The 17455-nt window shown below is 59.4% G+C and carries 18 protein-coding genes and 1 tRNA gene; 9 read left to right on the top strand and 10 right to left on the bottom strand.

The genetic code is table 11. From position 1 onward, the window contains the following. The first annotated feature begins 4 nt into the window (after window positions 1-4). The 7 genes from cyoC to WDZ78_RS13670 all read left to right on the top strand — a co-directional run bounded on the left by cyoC (window position 5) and on the right by WDZ78_RS13670 (window position 5649). A complete protein-coding gene (cyoC, locus tag WDZ78_RS13700; RefSeq protein WP_020011239.1) occupies window positions 5-628 on the top strand; it encodes a cytochrome o ubiquinol oxidase subunit III in 624 nt (207 codons plus the stop codon). Continuing rightward, entirely contained in the window at window positions 628-1020 is a 393-nt protein-coding gene (cyoD, locus tag WDZ78_RS13695; protein WP_035219607.1) for a cytochrome o ubiquinol oxidase subunit IV, read from the top strand. The genes cyoC and cyoD overlap by 1 nt, the downstream gene beginning before the upstream one ends. 178 nt (window positions 1021-1198) lie before the next feature. Then, complete coding sequence (locus WDZ78_RS13690) at window positions 1199-1960, top strand: SURF1 family protein (RefSeq protein ID WP_425673327.1); 762 nt, start codon at window positions 1199-1201, stop codon at window positions 1958-1960. A gap of 113 nt (window positions 1961-2073) precedes the next feature. Then, a complete protein-coding gene (locus WDZ78_RS13685; RefSeq protein ID WP_425673326.1) occupies window positions 2074-3294 on the top strand; it encodes a phosphopentomutase in 1221 nt (406 codons plus the stop codon). Continuing rightward, window positions 3291-4268: an adenosine deaminase gene (locus tag WDZ78_RS13680; protein WP_425673325.1), complete on the top strand. Its 978-nt coding sequence runs from the start codon at window positions 3291-3293 to the stop codon at window positions 4266-4268. The genes WDZ78_RS13685 and WDZ78_RS13680 overlap by 4 nt, the downstream gene beginning before the upstream one ends. Window positions 4269-4364: 96 nt before the next feature. Next, complete coding sequence (gene upp / locus WDZ78_RS13675; protein ID WP_003493096.1) at window positions 4365-4994, top strand: uracil phosphoribosyltransferase; 630 nt, start codon at window positions 4365-4367, stop codon at window positions 4992-4994. 133 nt (window positions 4995-5127) lie between these two features. After that, window positions 5128-5649: a TIGR02281 family clan AA aspartic protease gene (locus tag WDZ78_RS13670; protein WP_425673324.1), complete on the top strand. Its 522-nt coding sequence runs from the start codon at window positions 5128-5130 to the stop codon at window positions 5647-5649. On the opposite strand, the gene deoA is transcribed toward WDZ78_RS13670, so the two are convergent. The 10 genes from deoA to WDZ78_RS13620 form a co-directional block, all read right to left on the bottom strand. Then, a complete protein-coding gene (gene deoA, locus WDZ78_RS13665; RefSeq protein ID WP_425673323.1) occupies window positions 5642-6958 on the bottom strand; it encodes a thymidine phosphorylase in 1317 nt (438 codons plus the stop codon). The genes WDZ78_RS13670 and deoA overlap by 8 nt on opposite strands. After that, the gene (deoC, locus tag WDZ78_RS13660) at window positions 6955-7728 is read right to left on the bottom strand and encodes a deoxyribose-phosphate aldolase (RefSeq protein WP_425673322.1); all 774 of its coding nucleotides are present in this window, start codon (window positions 7726-7728) and stop codon (window positions 6955-6957) included. The genes deoA and deoC overlap by 4 nt, the downstream gene beginning before the upstream one ends. 2 nt (window positions 7729-7730) lie before the next feature. Further along, window positions 7731-8531, bottom strand: coding sequence for a purine-nucleoside phosphorylase (locus tag WDZ78_RS13655; RefSeq protein ID WP_020011247.1), 801 nt, complete (start codon window positions 8529-8531; stop codon window positions 7731-7733). Continuing rightward, window positions 8531-8935 (bottom strand): cytidine deaminase, encoded by a 405-nt coding sequence (locus WDZ78_RS13650; RefSeq protein WP_425673321.1) that lies wholly within the window; start codon window positions 8933-8935, stop codon window positions 8531-8533. The genes WDZ78_RS13655 and WDZ78_RS13650 overlap by 1 nt, the downstream gene beginning before the upstream one ends. Before the next feature lie 4 nt (window positions 8936-8939). Continuing rightward, on the bottom strand, window positions 8940-9911 hold the full coding sequence (locus WDZ78_RS13645) for an ABC transporter permease (protein ID WP_425673320.1): 972 nt from the start codon (window positions 9909-9911) through the stop codon (window positions 8940-8942). 6 nt (window positions 9912-9917) lie between these two features. Beyond that, window positions 9918-11021 carry an ABC transporter permease gene (locus WDZ78_RS13640; protein WP_020011250.1) on the bottom strand — a complete coding sequence of 368 codons (1104 nt, stop codon included), beginning with the start codon at window positions 11019-11021 and terminating at the stop codon, window positions 9918-9920. 7 nt (window positions 11022-11028) lie between these two features. Further along, window positions 11029-12534, bottom strand: coding sequence for an ABC transporter ATP-binding protein (locus WDZ78_RS13635; protein ID WP_111794266.1), 1506 nt, complete (start codon window positions 12532-12534; stop codon window positions 11029-11031). An 82-nt stretch (window positions 12535-12616) separates the two neighbouring features. Then, a complete protein-coding gene (locus WDZ78_RS13630) occupies window positions 12617-13609 on the bottom strand; it encodes a BMP family lipoprotein (RefSeq protein WP_087743160.1) in 993 nt (330 codons plus the stop codon). 214 nt (window positions 13610-13823) lie between these two features. Continuing rightward, a complete protein-coding gene (gene msrA, locus WDZ78_RS13625; protein WP_425673477.1) occupies window positions 13824-14474 on the bottom strand; it encodes a peptide-methionine (S)-S-oxide reductase MsrA in 651 nt (216 codons plus the stop codon). 78 nt (window positions 14475-14552) lie between these two features. Beyond that, a complete protein-coding gene (locus WDZ78_RS13620) occupies window positions 14553-14870 on the bottom strand; it encodes a hypothetical protein (protein WP_425673319.1) in 318 nt (105 codons plus the stop codon). 219 nt (window positions 14871-15089) lie between these two features. On the opposite strand from WDZ78_RS13620, the gene WDZ78_RS13615 reads away from it, so the two are divergent. Continuing rightward, a tRNA-Ser gene (locus tag WDZ78_RS13615) sits at window positions 15090-15179 on the top strand. A 296-nt stretch (window positions 15180-15475) separates the two neighbouring features. Continuing rightward, complete coding sequence (gene dnaK / locus WDZ78_RS13610) at window positions 15476-17377, top strand: molecular chaperone DnaK (RefSeq protein WP_003507226.1); 1902 nt, start codon at window positions 15476-15478, stop codon at window positions 17375-17377. Window positions 17378-17455 lie beyond the last annotated feature (78 nt).

Raw genomic sequence — 17455 nt, 5'->3', positions numbered from 1 at the left:
GAATATGGCTCATACACCTGCACAAAGCGTCGACGGCGCTGAACCGGTCTTCTACCTGAAGGAAGACCACCACCCGGAGAACGGCACCTCGCTGGGCTTCTGGCTCTATCTGATGAGCGACTGCCTCATCTTCGCAACGCTATTTGCCACCTATGCCGTTGTCGGCCGCAACTATGCGGCCGGCCCTTCGGGCGCCGACCTGTTCGATCTGAAGCTGGTGGCGATCAATACCGGCTTCCTGCTTTTCTCCTCCATTACCTATGGCTTTGCCATGCTGGAAATGGAAAAGCAGAAGGTGAAGGCCACGCTGGTCTGGCTCGGCGTCACCGGTCTCTTCGGCCTCGCCTTCCTCGCCGTGGAACTCTATGAATTCCACCACCTGATCGCGGAAGGCGCCGGCCCGCAGCGCTCGGCGTTCCTTTCCGCTTTCTTCGCGCTGGTCGGTACGCACGGACTGCACGTCACCTTCGGCATTATCTGGCTCGTCACGTTGATGTTCCAGGTCTCCAAGCACGGCCTGATCGCCGCCAACAAGCGTCGCCTGATGTGCCTGTCTATGTTCTGGCACTTCCTTGACGTCATCTGGATCGGCGTCTTCTCCTTCGTTTACCTCATGGGAGTTCTTTGATGAGTTCCGAAGCACACGCACATCACGACGCGCATGGCGACGACCATCACCATGATGGCGCCAGCCACGGCACGTTCAAAAGCTACATGATCGGCTTCGTCCTGTCGGTTATCCTGACGGCGATCCCCTTCTGGCTGGTCATGGGCGACGTCCTTGAAAACAAGACCCTGCTGGTCATCGCGATCATGGGTCTCGGTGTCATCCAGATCTTCGTGCACATGATCTACTTCCTGCACATGGACACCAAGTCCGAAGGCGGCTGGACCTTCATGGCGCTGATCTTTACCGTCGTGGTGCTCCTGATCACGCTCTCCGGCTCGCTCTGGGTCATGTACAACATGAACAAGAACATGATGCCGCTGCACATCGAGGATGTGAAGAACCTGCCCTGAGCAGCAGATATCAACGGTCCGCCGGTTTTCCGGCGGGCCGCATTCCGCGCCAACACATAACCCCATGAATCCCGCGCGATTTATGGGGTTATTTGCTGGAGGAAGCCCCGGCGGGCACCAAAAAGCTCACCAAAGCAGATGGCCTTTCCCGCCAGCCGCGCTTCGCAAGGACCGTGACATGAGTGAAACCACACCCCACAACCGAGGCATCCGCTCCGCCGCGATCGTCGTTCTGTTTCTGACCGTTGTCCTGACGGGTCTGCTGCTGGTGCTCGGCACATGGCAGGTCAAACGCCTTTCCTGGAAGCTCGATCTTATCGAGCGCGTCGAAGCCCGCGCCCATGCCGATCCTGTCGATGCCCCTGCCGTCGGCGAATGGCCAGCACTCAACGACCCCGCGGAATACGAATATCGCCGTGTGAAACTGTCCGGCACCTTCCTCAATGACAGTGAGGTTCAGGTCTATACGGTCACAGACCTCGGCCCCGGCTATTGGGTGATGACGCCACTCAAGCGCGACGATGGCTCCAGCATCATCGTCAATCGCGGCTTCGTGCCGTCCGACAGGCGCGATCCATCCTCCCGCCGGGAAAGCGAACCAGCAGGCAACGTCGAGATCGTCGGGCTGATGCGCGCGCCCGAAACCGGCGGGCTTTTCCTGCGCACCAACGATCCCGCAAATGGCCGCTGGTATTCCCGCAATATTCCTCAAATCTCGCAGGCATCCGGCCTTTCCGATGTCGCGCCGTTCTATGTCGACGCCGACGCAACACCCAATCCGGGCGGCCTGCCGGTCGGCGGCAAGACCATGCTCACCTTCCCCAACAACCACCTCTCCTATGCCGTTACGTGGTATATTCTGGCGGCCATGGTGGTGGCTGCGGGCTGGTATGTCCTGCGTAATCTCAATGCTCCCAAATCGAAACGGGGCGAGGATTGAACAGCCGGTTTTACCGGATGGTTCATAAAAGCACTTCCTTCTTCACGTTTTGCTGATCTATAACGACAGTTCGGCCTGACATTGCCCGTCGGCGCATTTTGTTTCGGTGAGTTATGGCAAGAGCATTTCTTCTCGTTCTGGATTCCTTCGGCGTCGGCGGCGCACCCGATGCGGAACACTATGGCGATCTTGGCGCGAACACGCTTGGCCATATCGCGGAATTCTGTGCCGCGGGCGCCGCCGACAAAGCCGGGCTTCGCTCCGGTCCGTTGAAGCTGCCGAACATGAGTTCGCTCGGCCTGCTGGAGATCGCGAAACAGGCAAGCGGCGACATTCCTGCCGGCATGGAACCGCCAGAGCGCATTTTCGGCCTGCACGGTTCCGCCAGTGAAATATCCAAGGGCAAGGATACGCCCTCAGGCCATTGGGAGATCGCGGGCACGCCGGTGACCTTCGACTGGGGATATTTCCCCACGGAGGGCGACGCCTTTTCTCCTGATCTGGTGGAGGCCATTTGCAGGCAGGCCGATATTCCCGGCATTCTCGGCAATTGTCATGCTTCCGGCACCGAGATCATAGCGAAATTCGGCGAGGAGCATATCAGGAGCGGCAAGCCGATCTGTTACACCTCTTCCGATTCCGTATTCCAGATAGCCGCGCATGAAACACATTTCGGGTTGCAGCGGCTTATCGCGCTCTGCGAGACGGTGCGCAAGCTGCTCGATCCGCTGAATATCGGCCGCGTCATCGCCCGCCCCTTCATTGGCGAAACGGTCGCAACCTTCGAACGCACCGGCAACCGCCGCGATTTTTCCGTGCCGCCACCGGAACCGACCCTGCTCGACCGGCTTGTAGAGGCCGGCCGCAAGGTGCACGCGATCGGCAAGATCGGCGATATCTATGCCCATCAGGGTATCTCGCGCGTCATCAAGGCAAATGGCAACAGCGCACTGATGGACGCGACGTTGCAGGCCATCGACGAAGCTGAGAATGGCGATCTCGTTTTCACCAATTTCGTCGATTTCGACATGCTTTTTGGCCACCGTCGCGACGTTGCCGGTTATGCGGCGGCCCTTGAGGCCTTCGATGCGCGTATCCCCGAAATCCATCGCAAAATGGCGCCGGGTGATATCGCCCTTCTCACCGCCGACCACGGTTGCGACCCCACCTGGCGGGGCACGGACCATACACGGGAAAGGGTGCCTATCATGGCGTTCGGGCCGGGTATCCGTTCCCGTGATGTCGGCATCCGTTCAAGCTACGCCGATATCGGTGAAAGCATCGCCCACCATCTTGGCATCGAGGCCGGTTCTCACGGCAGGAGCTTCATTTGACATCCCATTTGCTGAAAGCGGAAATCCACTGCCACCTTGAAGGGGCGGCACCGCCCGCGCTCGTCGCAAGGCAGGCGGAGAAATACGGCATAGACACCTGCGGCTTTCTGCGCGACGGCCAATATGTCTGGTCGGATTTCGCTGAATTCATCCGCTGTTATGATGCGGTGGCGCAGGTTTTCAAGACGGATGAGGATTATGCCGTCCTGACCGAAACCTATCTGACCGAACTTGCGCAAGCCAATACGATCTATAGCGAGCTGATCATTTCACCCGATCATGGCGACCGGATCGGGCTCGGTGCCGACGCCTATCTAGCCGGTATCGCCGAGGGCATCCGCATCGCCAAAGAAAAGACCGGCATCGAGACCCGCATCATCGTCACCGGCGAGCGGCATTTCGGTCCTGAACGGGTAATCGCAGCTGCTGAATATGCGGCGCGTGCTAAGCATCCGCTGGTAACCGGCTTCAATATGGCGGGCGAGGAGCGTATGGGCCGCGTCGCCGATTATGCGCGCGCCTTCGACATTGCCCGCGATGCGGGTCTTGGGCTGACCATCCATGCGGGTGAGGTTTGCGGCCCTGAAAGCGTTGCCGATGCGCTCGATCTCGTCAAACCGGCCCGCATCGGGCATGGCGTGCGGGCCATCGAAGATGCCGGTCTCGTCGCCCGGCTGATCGAGGCGGGAACGGTTCTGGAGGTCTGCCCCGGATCGAATATCGCACTCGACGTTTATCCCGATTTCGCCAGCCATCCGCTCAAGGCGTTGCGCGACGCCGGGGTGCGCGTCTGCATCAGTTCCGACGACCCGCCATTCTTCTTCACCTCGCTTGCACGGGAATATGCGCTGGCCGCGGACGAGTTCGGCTTCAACGATACCGAGATCAACCGCATGACCCGAACCGCGCTGGAATGCGCCTTCGTGGACGAGGAAACGCGCAACCGGCTGCTTGCAAAACTCGATTGTGCGTGACGTCGCGGTTCGCGGGGTAAAACCGCGAACAAGGCTTGCGAAAAGCGCACTTTCGGTGAATTACAGGGGCACAAGATAAAAAGGAAGGCCAGTTTCATGGACGGCGTCACAGTCATCGAACATCCGCTGGTGCGGCACAAACTTACCATCATGCGCAAGAAGGAAACCTCGACGGCCGGCTTCCGCCGCCTGCTCAGGGAAATCTCGACGCTGCTCTGCTATGAAGTGACGCGCGACCTTGAAATGACGATGGAAACCATCGATACGCCGCTGGAAACCATCGAGGCTCCGGTGCTTGAGGGCAAGAAGCTGGTTTTCGCCTCCATCCTGCGCGCCGGCAACGGCCTGCTGGAAGGCATGCTCGAACTCGTGCCTTCGGCGCGCGTTGCCCATATCGGTGTTTATCGCGATCACGATACGCTGGAGGCCGTCGAATATTACTTCAAGGCTCCCGAAAGTCTCGATGCGCGCCTTATCATCGTAGTCGATCCGATGCTGGCAACCGGCAATTCCTCGATTGCCGCCGTGGAAAAGCTGAAGGAACGTGGTGCGAAGAACATCCGCTTCCTGTGTCTGCTGGCCGCCCCCGAGGGCATCAAGAATTTCCGTGAAGCGCATCCCGATGTGCCGATCTACACCGCCGCAATTGACAAGCAGCTGAACGAAAAGGGTTACATCGTTCCCGGCCTCGGCGATGCCGGTGATCGCATGTACGGCACCAAATAACACCGTTCATCATTGCTTAACCGCTTGAGCCATTCGCCGCACCCAACGCGGCGGATGGCTTTTTCTTTTAAGATTTCAGCATGTTTTGCGCCTATGCTGCGTCTGAATAAACCTAGCCATTGGGAGTAGTCACTTGCTGGCGCGTGCGATTTTTCTGCTTGTCGGTCTTTCGGTCAGCGCCACGCAGATCCCGGCGCTGATGGAAAAATTTCAGCCGCGCCCGGAAAACGGCGCGGCAAAATCCGACGCCGCCACCGAACTTGCCAAACCGCAGCCGGTGTCGCTGGGCAGCGTCAGTCTGAAGGCGGATGCGCGCGGTCATTTCAATGCCACCTTCCGTATCAACGGCAAATCTTTCGACGGGCTTGTCGACACAGGCGCCTCCACGGTCGCCATCAACGAAACGATCGCCCGGCGGCTCGGTTTCGGCGTCAACAGCCTCGATTTCAAATATCCGATCTCGACCGCCAACGGCCAGACCATGGCGGCCTATGTGAAGCTCGACCGGGTGGAAATCGGCACGATCCGTGTCCAGAATGTCGATGCCATGGTGCTCAAAGACAATGCGCTGAGCAACATGCTGATCGGCATGAGCTTTTTGAAGCAATTGTCATCATTCAAGGTGTCGAACGGCGAAATGCGGCTGGTCAGATAATCCGCTCAAGAACCACGTTGCCGGTCTCTGTCGCAGAGTCGCCAATCCCGTAACAGGCCGCAATCCTTTCGGCGGCGCGTTCCGCTTCTTCTTTCGAAGCCGCGTGGACGAGGGCGATAGGTTCGCCCTTTTCTACTTTTGTGCCGAGCGGCAGGATGTCCGAAATACCGACCGCAGCGTCGATGGTATCCGACGGTTTTCTTCTGCCGCCGCCAAGCTCGACAACGACCATACCGAGATCGCGCGTCGCACAGGATGCGAGCCAGCCGCTGCGCGGAGCCGGAACAGGGAGAGTGACCGGTGCGGATGGCAGGTAATGGGACGGGCGTTCAACGAAATCCGAAGGCCCGCCGAGTGCCGAAACCATCCGCGCAAAGACCTCCATGGCCCGGCCGGAGGAAAGAGCGGCCATGGCCTGCGCCTCGCCTTCATCAAGCGTAGTCGCTCTTCCGGCCTGCACCAGCATTTCCGCAGCGAAGGCGAGCACGACCTTTTCGAGACGGGTTCCCGCCTTGCGACCAGCCAGAAAATCCAGGCAATTGACGATTTCGACCGCATTGCCTGCGGCATCGCCAAGCGGCTGGTTCATGTCGGTTATCAGGGCCGTCGTCGGCAGACCTGCACCATTCGCCACATCGACCAGCGCGCGGGCGAGATTGCGGGCATCCTCCACGCTCTGCATGAAAGCACCATTGCCGACCTTCACATCCAGAACCAGCGTTTGCAGCCCGGCTGCAAGCTTCTTCGACAGGATGGAGGCGGTGATCAGCGGTATGGAATCCACCGTCGCGGTCACGTCGCGGATGGCATAGAGGCGCTTGTCGGCGGGGGCCAGATCGCCCGTCTGGCCGATGATGGCGCAGCCGACCGTTTTCACCGTCTGGCGAAACAGCGCCTCGTCCGGCATGACGTTATAACCGGGGATCGCCTCCAGCTTGTCGAGCGTGCCGCCGGTATGGCCGAGACCCCTGCCGGAGATCATAGGCACGGCGAGACCGCAGGCGGCAACGATGGGAGCAAGCATCAGGGAGACATTGTCGCCGACACCGCCGGTCGAGTGCTTGTCCGCCACCGGCCTGCCGATATCGCTCCAGGACAGAACATCGCCGCTGTCGCGCATGGCGAGCGTCAGCGCCACCATCTCGTCCCGGTTCATGCCGCGGAAAAACACCGCCATGGCAAAGGCCGCCGCCTGGCCTTCAGATATGCCGTCTTTCGAAAGCGCGCTTATGAAAACGGCGATCTCCTGCGGTTCCAGAGACAGGCCATCGCGTTTGCGGCGGATGATTTCCTGCGGGATCAAGCTCAATACCCGCTGGCAGCCTTGGCCGGCTCACCGCCAGCCAGCACGTTCAATACGTCGTCGAGGACGCCGGAAGCGCCGAAACGGAAGGTGGACGGCATGGCCCAGTTGGGCGCCATGATGGTTTCCGCCAGCCGCAGATAAAGCGTGGCGTCTTCCACCGTACCGATGCCGCCAGCGGGCTTGAAGCCAACCTTCTGCCTGCTGTCGCGGATCGCCTGCAACATGATGTCGGCGGCTTCCAGCGTTGCGTTGACGGCGACCTTGCCGGTCGAGGTCTTGATGAAATCAGCCCCTTCGGCAATGGCAAGTTCGGAGGCGCGACGAATGAGGGCCTTGTCTTTCAGCTCACCGGTTTCAAGAATGACCTTGAGAAGCACGGGTGCTGCGCAGGCCTTGCGCACGGCGGCCACCATGGTGGAAACTGCCGATTCATCGCCTGCCATGAATTTGCGATAGGGAATGACGAGATCGATTTCGTCGGTGCCGTCGCGGATTGCCGTTTCGGTTTCCGCAACTACGGTTGCGACGTCGAGATCGCCCGAAGGAAAATTGACGACCGTGGCGATGCGGATCGCGTGGTCCTTTCCGAACGCCGCACGCGCCTGCGCCACGAAGCGCGGCCAGATGCAGATCGCGGCCGTATTGCCATATTCCGTATGCGCCCTCTGGCACAAAGCGGCAATCTGCTCAGGCGTGCAGTCTTCCTTGAGGTTCGTCAGGTCCAGCAAGGACAATGTGAGGGCAGCCGCTTCGCGCGGACGCTGGAGTTCCATGGTCACGCTCCTCCTGCGATCATTTCCTTCAGAATGGCGGCAAGCCTCTTGCCACCTACGGGAGCCATATCCTTGGTTTCTTCATGGCTCAGTTCCGCGCCAGTCATGCCGGCACCGTAGTTGGTAATAACCGATGCGGCGGCAACGCGCATCCCGAAAAAGCGGGCAAGGATGACTTCCGGCACGGTGGACATGCCGACGGCATCCGCCCCCAGCAGCCGCGCCATGCGGATTTCCGCCGGTGTTTCGAAGCTCGGGCCGGAAAACCACATGTAGACGCCGCCAAACAGGGGCACGGTCGCGCGGATCGCGGCATTGCGCATGGCAAGCATCAGGTCAGGGTCATAAGCCGTCGTCATGCCGACGAAGCGTCGGTCGCTTTCCTCGCCGATCAGCGGGTTCATGCCGGAATAGTTGATGTGATCGGTGATCTGCATGACCGAGCCGGGCGGCATATCCTGCCTTACCGAACCCGCCGAATTGGTGAGGATGAGCGACTGCACGCCGAGACCAGCCAGAGCCCCGATGATCGCGCGCATGGCGGAGGGGTCGCCCTTTTCGTAATAATGCACCCGGCCGGAAAGCATCATGACCGGTTCACCACCGAGATAACCGGCCACCAGCTCACCCGCATGGCCGGAGACGCCGCTTGCGGGAAAACCCGGAAGTTCGGCATAGGGCACCCGGATCCGATCGCTGACCTCTTCCACCAGAGAACCCAAACCCGAGCCGAGGACGATGGCCACGCGCGGCATCAGACCGTTCAGGCGCTCCACCAGAATGTCGATCAGCATATCCGGCATCAGGGCAGCTCTGTCTTGAAGCTGAAGGGCAAAAGCTCTTCCATGGTCATGACCTTCTGGACGCCGGTTTCGTCGCACAGATAGACTCGCGTTTCCGGCGAGGCGAATTCGGCGATCTTCTGCCGGCATCCGCCGCAGGGAGGGCAAAGAGCAAGCTTTTCGGCGATGACGGCAATCTCGCTGATCTTCTTTGCCCCACCCATGATCATGGCGCTGATGGCGGAAGGTTCGGCGCACCACCCTTGAGGGAAGGAGAGGTTCTCGATATTGGCGCCCTTGTAGATCTTGCCGTCTTCGGCGCGGATCGCCGCGCCGACCGGGAATTTCGAATAGGGCGCGTGGGCAAAGGCCATGGCCTCCACCGCTGCCTCGAACAGGGCATGGGATTGGGTATCGGAGGACATGAGTTTAACGCTCCTTCGCATAGGCAACGCCACCGGCCTTGGGGGGCTTGGCGACGCCGATGAAACCAGCAAGCAGGATGCAGGTCAGAATATAAGGCATGGCCTGGAAAATCTGCACCGGCACCTCGCCGATGCCGGGCACGGATTTGCCCTGCATGAAGTTGGCGAAAGCATCCAGAAAACCGAAAAGCAGGCAGGCGAACATGACCGGCACCGGCTTCCATTTCGCGAAGATCAGCGCTGCCAGCGCGATATAGCCCTTGCCGGCCGACATGTTGGCGATGAAGGCTGCCGATTGCGCCACCGCGAGATAGGCGCCTGAGAAACCGCAGAGGAAACCGGCGACGATGACCGCGCGGAAACGCATCCATGTGACCGAAATGCCTGCCGTATCGACAGCACCCGGATTTTCACCGACGGCGCGCAGACGCAAGCCGAAACGGGTACGGTAAAGCACCCACCAGGACAGCGGCACCGCCAGGAAGGCGAGATAGGTGAGGATGTTATTGCCGGAAATGACATTGGCGTAGAGCGGGCCGATGAACGGCACCTCGCGCAGCGCATCCGCACCCGGCAGGATTATCGGGGCAAACCGACCTTCTCCCGGAAGCTGCGGCGTGCGGCCGCCCTGCCCGAACCAGGCCTGCCCCAGAACCACCGTCAGACCGGCGGCGATGAAGTTGAGCGCCACGCCCGACACGATCTGGTTGCCGCGATTGGTGATGACGGCAAAACCATGGATCAAAGAGAACAGGATGGAGACGGCAATGCCGGCCAGCAGACCGGCCCAGGGATTTGCGGTGATGTAGGCAACACAGGCGGAAGCGAAGGCCGCCGCCAGCATCTTGCCTTCAAGTCCGATATCGAACACGCCGGCGCGTTCGGAAAAAAGCCCGGCAAGCGCGGTGAAGAGCAGCGGGATGGTGAGACGGACGGTCGAGCCGAGAATGCTGACCATCATATCGAAGAAATCCATATCAGCTCACCCCTTTGCCAAGCGCTGGTAGATGTGGACGATCGCCGGCCGGTACATATATTCCAGCGCGCCGGCGAAAAGGATCACCAGACCCTGGATGACCACGATCATCTCGCGGGTAATGTTCGGCATCTCGAAAGAGAGGTCTGCGCCGCCCTGATAGAGGATGCCGAACAGCAATGCCGCAAAGATGATGCCAAGCGGGTGGCTTCGCCCCATCAGCGACACGGCAATGCCGACAAACCCCGCACCGCCGACAAATTCCACCTGCAGGCGGGCGGAAGCGCCCATGACCGGGTTCAGCGCCATCATGCCCGCCAGACCGCCGGAAATGAGCATGGCGATGATGACGGTGCGCGCATAGGGAATGCCGGCATAAACGGCTGCTGAAGGGCTGACGCCGAGTGTGCGCATCTCATAACCGAGCTTGGTGCGCCAGATCAGCACCCAGACGAGGAAACACATGACCAGCGCGATGATGAAGGAGACGTTGAACGGCGCCGGCCCAAGCTTGAGGCCGAACAGCGCCATCAGCCAGTCCAGTTTCGGCAATTGCCCCCCGGCCAGGAAAGTGCGCGTTTCCGGCGCCATCTTGCCCGGTACGATCAGCACGTTCACCAGCAGATAGACCATCAGCGCCGCGGCGATGAAGTTGAACATGATGGTGGTGATGACCACGTGGCTGCCGCGTTTTGCCTGCAGCCATGCCGGAATGAAGGCCCAGGCCGCGCCGAAAACTGCAGCACCGATGACGGCGAAGGGCATCGTCACATACCAGGGCACATAACGGTCGAGCGCCAGCGCCACCAGCGCGGCGCCCAGCCCGCCAATATAGGCCTGACCTTCGGAGCCGATATTGAACAGACCGGCATGGAAGGCGACCGCGACGGAGAGGCCGGTGAAAATGAAGCTCGTCGTGTAAAACAGCGTGAAGCCGATGGCGTCGCCGCGGCCGAGCGCACCTTCGATCAGCAGGCGAAGTGCCGCCAGCGGGTTTTCACCGATCGACCAGACGACGAGGCCGGAAATCAGAAAGGCGGTGACGACATTCAGCAGCGGCAACAGGCCGTAGCTGATCCAGTTTGGCAGGGGGGTGGAAGCGGTGCTCATTCATGCCTCATGCGGCGATGCCGGCCATCATCAGGCCCAGCGTCTGTTCTTCGGCTTCCGCCGTTTTTTCTCCAACGACACGCCCGGCGAACATGACCATGATCCGGTCCGAAAGGGAACGGATTTCATCGAGTTCGACCGAAACCAGCAAAATAGCCTTTCCGGCATCGCGCATTTCGATGATGCGACGATGGATGAATTCGATGGCGCCGATATCCACGCCGCGGGTGGGCTGGCCGATGATCAGCATCTTGGGGTCACGCTCGATTTCGCGGGCAACGACGATCTTCTGCTGGTTGCCGCCGGAAAAATTGGCGGTCTTCAGCTGCGGGTTCGGCGGACGGATATCGTATTTCTCGATCTTTTCGACCGCATCCTTGCGGATCGCCTCGGGGTTTAGGAAAGGCCCTTTGCCGTAACGCTCATCATGGTGATAACCGAGGATGGAGTTCTCATATTCCTCGAATTTCAACACCAGCCCCATATGGTGCCGGTCTTCCGGAATATGCGCGAGACCGAGCTCGCGCAAAATAGCCGGATCGGGACGGTCGACCTTCTGCCCGGCCACCCATATCTCTCCCGAATAGGGCTTGCGGATCCCCGCGATCGCCTCAAGAAGTTCGGACTGGCCATTGCCCGCCACACCGGCGATGCCGACGATTTCACCGGCGCGGACATCGAGCGAGACATCATCCACCATGGTGACGCCGCGGCTATCCTTGACGGTCAGGTTGCGGATGGAAAGCAGAACCTCGCCCGGCGTCGTCTCACCCTTTTCCACCCGGAGCAGCACCCGGCGGCCCACCATCAGTTCGGCCAGTTCCTCGACGCTGGTTTCGGATGTCTTGCGGGTCGCCACCATTTCGCCGCGGCGCATGACGGAGACGGAATCCGTGATCGCCATGATCTCGCGCAGCTTGTGGGTGATGAGAATGACGGTCTTGCCCTGCTCGCGCAACACGCCGAGTATCTTGAAAAGGTGATCGGCCTCAGCCGGGGTCAGAACGCCGGTCGGCTCATCAAGGATCAGGATTTCGGCGCCACGATACATGGCCTTGAGGATTTCGACGCGCTGCTGGAGACCGACAGGCAGTTCTTCGATCACCGCATCCGGATCAACTTCCAGTCCGTAATCGTCCTCGAGGCGTTGCAACTCCTTGCGCGCCGCCGCCCGGCCCTTGGCGAGCGATGCGCCGCCTTCTGCGCCCAGCATGACGTTTTCCAGCACGGTGAAATTTTCCACCAGCATGAAGTGCTGATGCACCATGCCGATGCCTGAATTGATCGCGGCCTGACTGTCGCGGATCGAGACCGGCGCGCCATTCACCCGGATTTCACCGGCGTCGGCCTGGTAAAAACCGTAGAGGATCGACATCAGGGTCGATTTTCCGGCGCCGTTTTCCCCGATGATGCCGTGGATCGTTCCCTTGGCAACGGTCAGATTGATATTCTTGTTGGCGTGAACGGCACCGAATTTCTTATCGATGCCCACGAGTTCGATTGCTGGGTCCATACTCAAACCGAAACCTCTCCGAAGGCTGGATATGAAAAGGGCGCAAGATGAAAAACATCATGCGCCCCAATCACATATCATATCATTTCGGGCAGGAATTGTCCGCCATATAGTCATGAACCTTGACGGTGCCGGCAATGATGTCGGCCTTGGCCTTGTCCACGGCGGCGGTCATTTCCGGCGTGATCAGGGCCTTGTTGTTGTCGTCGAGGGCGTAGGCGACGCCATCTTCCTTGACGCCGAGCGCAACGATGCCGGGCGTGAACTTGTCGTCCTTGGCATCCTTGTAGGCATTGTAGACGGCCAGATCGACACGCTTGACCATGGAGGTCAGAACCGAGCCCGGATGCAGGTGATTCTGGTTGGAATCGACGCCGATCGAGAACTTCTTGTTGTCGGCAGCGGTCTGCAGCACACCGATACCGGTCGCACCGGCTGCCGCGTAGATCACGTCAGCGCCCTGGTCGATCTGGTTCTTGGTGAGTTCACCACCGCGCACCGGATCGTTCCAGGCAGCGCCCGTGGTGCCGGTCATGTTCTGGAAGACTTCAATCTTGTCGTTGGCAGCCTTCGCGCCCTGGGCATAACCGCAGGCGAATTTACGGATCAGCGGAATATCCATGCCGCCGATGAAGCCGACCTTACCGGTCTTCGAGGCCATGCCGGCCAGAAGACCGACGAGGTAGGAACCTTCATGCTCCTTGTAGACGACCGAACGAACATTCGGCAGCTCGACGACGGAATCGACGATGACGAACTTGGTGTCCGGGAATTCGGCTGCGACCTTTTCCATGGCTGACGTCCAGGCGAAGGAGACAGCAACAACCGGGTTGAAGCCCTTGCTCGCGAAGTTGCGTATAGCCTGCTCACCCTGCGTGTCGCTGGTCGGCTCGAAATCGCGGAACTCGATGCCCGTTTCCGCCTTGAACTTTTCAGCGCCAGCCGCAGCGGCTTCGTTGAACGACTTGTCGAACTTGCCGCCCGTGCCATAGACCAGCGCCGGCTTGATATCGGCGGCCAGCGCGGAAGCCGACATTGCGGCAAGCGCAAAAAGCGTCAGAAGGGATTTTTTCATTGTGCAGCCCTGTTGTTGCAATTGATATTTTAAGGGTCCTCCCGCAAACCCGTTGGCCGGGAATGTCTGCGGAACCGCCAGCCGTGTTTCCCGGCTGTGCTTGGCTCATATCCTTGCATGGCTCAATGAAAAATTCATCCGGTTTTTTTGACCCGGTGGAAAAACTTTATTCTGGCGCTTTTTTGGTCTTTCCACCGCGCGACCTGCAAAAAATCTAGTCGATATTGCAGCTTACGCCCGTTCCCCTGAGGCCGCAGTAGCCACCCGGGTTCTTGGCAAGATATTGCTGATGATAGTCTTCAGCGTAATAAAACTTTTCAAGCGGCCCGATCTCGGTGGTGATGGCGCTGCCATGGCCCGCCGCCTCCAGAGCCTCCTGAAAAACATCCCGCGCTTTCTGCGCCTGCTGCAACTGGCCTTCCGTCGTCGCGTAAATGGCGGAACGATAGGTCGTGCCGACATCGTTGCCCTGGCGCATCCCCTGCGTCGGGTCGTGCTCCTCAAAGAATATCTTCAAGAGGCTCGAGAGCGAAATCACGGCCGGGTCATAGACAACCTTGACCACTTCGGCGTGGCCCGTCTGACCTGTCGTCGTCTCCTGATAGGTGGGATTACGGGTGAAACCACCAGCATAACCCACCGCCGTCACCCACACCCCCGGCGTTTTCCAGAACAGCCGTTCCGCGCCCCAGAAGCAGCCCATGCCGAGATAGATGGTTTCAAGGCCGTCGGGATAAGGTCCCTTCAAAGGCCGGCCATTGACAAAATGGGCTTCCGGCACCGCAAGCGCCGCTTCACGGCCAGGCAAGGCGGTTTCTTGCGTCGGCATCGTTGTCTTTTTTGAAAGCGTATCGAACAGGAACATTCGGTCCTCCATGCGGCCAGCTCCGCCGCTTCTCTTGTGGTTCACGTCTGCGGGCGCGCCTAGTTCGACTGACATAAGTCAGGCTGACAAACGCCGCATCGCCCTGTGTTTCCTGTACCCCGCCATCCAGCAGAGCAGGGAAAGCGCCAGGGAAACGGCAAATGCGGGCACCGCCGTCAGGGCGTTTTCAATGAAGCGCCACGCTTCAGGGTGAATATAGTGAGCCAAGGCCGTTTCCACCATGGTGCGGGAAGCAGGAAGAAGATAGTTCCAGACGGACAGGATGCCGGTGATGTCGATCGAGGATGTGGAAACCGAGCGGATCGAATCGAGCACGCCCAGAAAAACCGCCGCAACGAGGAAAAGAAAGCTCAAAAACCGCAAAAAAGCTTTCATTGGTATACCTCGCTCACGATCTGCCGGTCAGACAGCCACTTTTTGAAACCTATAATGCATCGATAAAGGTGGGAAAACCGGTTTGCAATCGCGTCGGAACACAGGAAATTGCCGACATTTCAAAAAACTGTCAGATTCGTGTTGATCCCTGCGAATTCATCGGTATATATCGCGCCGTTCCAGTGATTTGCATTCTTCATGACATGCAGACTTGAAAAAGGACAGGTGGCCGAGTGGTTTAAGGCGCACGCCTGGAACGCGTGTGTGCGTGAAAGCGTACCGTGGGTTCGAATCCCACCCTGTCCGCCATTTCACCTCATCTTCACCGACTTACATATGAACCTTGGCGTTGCCGACCGTGTTGCAAGGACGTAGCGTCAAAGTCGCGTTTTTCCGCTTCCGCGTGCGTTGATGGCTATGCTTCTGCACAGACAAGGGATTCATCCGCTTTTTGCTGCTCTTACCCCTCTCTTGCGCCTTGCAGCAGGAAAAATCGCTCCTTATATACGCCGCATAACTGCAGCGAATACTGCAAATCCAAGTCAAGGAGTTGTCAATGGAATGCCTCACGGGGTTCCGACGGCTCGCTTCAAGGAGAGAAGAGCATGGCAAAAGTAATCGGTATCGACCTTGGCACGACCAATTCCTGCGTCGCAGTGATGGACGGCAAGGACACGAAAGTAATTGAAAATGCGGAAGGCGCGCGCACCACGCCGTCCATGGTGGCATTTTCCGACGATGGCGAACGCCTTGTCGGCCAGCCGGCCAAGCGCCAGGCGGTCACCAACCCGACCAACACCCTGTTTGCGGTGAAGCGCCTTATCGGTCGTCGTTACGAAGACCCGACCGTCGAAAAGGACAAGGCCCTCGTTCCCTTTGAAATCGTCAAGGGCGACAATGGCGACGCATGGGTGAAGGCTCAGGACAAGAATTATTCCCCGTCGCAGATTTCCGCGATGATCCTTCAGAAGATGAAGGAAACGGCTGAATCCTATCTCGGCGAAAAGGTCGAAAAGGCCGTCATCACCGTTCCGGCCTACTTCAACGACGCCCAGCGCCAGGCTACCAAGGATGCCGGCCGCATCGCCGGTCTGGATGTTCTGCGCATCATCAACGAGCCGACCGCGGCAGCGCTCGCCTACGGCCTCGACAAGAAGGACGGCAAGACGATCGCCGTTTACGACCTTGGCGGCGGCACCTTCGATATTTCCGTTCTGGAAATCGGCGACGGCGTTTTCGAAGTGAAGTCCACCAATGGTGATACCTTCCTTGGCGGTGAAGACTTCGACATGCGTCTCGTCGAATATCTGGCCGGCGAGTTCAAGAAGGATCAGGGCATCGACCTGAAGAACGACAAGCTTGCCCTGCAGCGCCTCAAGGAAGCTGCCGAAAAGGCAAAGATCGAACTCTCGTCCTCGCAGCAGACCGAAATCAACCTGCCGTTCATCACGGCTGACGCTTCCGGTCCGAAGCACCTGACGCTGAAGCTGACCCGCGCCAAGTTCGAAAGCCTGGTCGATGATCTCGTCCAGCGCACCGTCGCGCCTTGCAAGGCAGCGCTGAAGGATGCCGGCGTTTCCGCTTCCGAGATCGATGAAGTCGTTCTCGTCGGTGGCATGAGCCGCATGCCGAAGGTGCAGGAAGTCGTCAAGCAGCTGTTCGGCAAGGAGCCGCACAAGGGCGTGAACCCGGACGAAGTGGTTGCCATGGGCGCCGCCATTCAGGCTGGCGTTCTGCAGGGCGACGTCAAGGACGTTCTGCTGCTCGACGTGACCCCGCTGTCGCTCGGCATCGAAACGCTGGGTGGCGTCTTCACCCGTCTGATCGATCGCAACACGACGATCCCGACCAAGAAGAGCCAGACCTTCTCGACCGCCGAAGACAACCAGTCGGCCGTGACCATCCGCGTTTCGCAGGGTGAGCGCGAAATGGCCCAGGACAACAAGCTGCTCGGCCAGTTCGACCTCGTCGGCCTGCCGCCGTCGCCCCGCGGCGTTCCGCAGATCGAAGTCACCTTCGATATCGACGCCAACGGCATCGTGCAGGTCTCGGCAAAAGACAAGGGCACCGGCAAGGAACAGCAGATCCGTATCCAGGCCTCCGGCGGTCTTTCCGACGCCGACATCGAAAAGATGGTCAAGGACGCCGAAGCCAATGCGGAAGCCGACAAGAAGCGTCGTGCAGGTGTCGAAGCCAAGAACCAGGCCGAAAGCCTCATTCACTCCACCGAGAAGTCGGTGAAGGAATATGGTGACAAGGTTTCCGAGACCGATCGTAAGGCAATCGAAGACGCCATAGCCGCCCTGAAGACCGCTGTCGAAGCCGCCGAGCCTGACGCAGACGACATTCAGGCGAAGACCCAGACCCTCATGGAAGTTTCCATGAAGCTCGGTCAGGCCATATACGAAGCACAGCAGGCCGAGGCCGGTGATGCTTCTGAAGGCGGCAAGGATGATGTCGTTGATGCCGACTATGAAGAAATCAAGGACGACAAGAAGTCCGCTTAATCGCGCGGCTTCCCGTCTCCTGACAACATATGCAAGACATCCGGCTGCCGAGTGCAGCCGGAAATCCATTTGCGGGGC

This window comes from Agrobacterium sp. M50-1 (genome assembly GCF_049843495.1).
Lineage (GTDB): Bacteria > Pseudomonadota > Alphaproteobacteria > Rhizobiales > Rhizobiaceae > Agrobacterium > Agrobacterium radiobacter.
The sequence above is the reverse complement of the archived record's forward strand: the minus strand, read 5'-3'. Positions and strand labels throughout refer to the sequence as shown.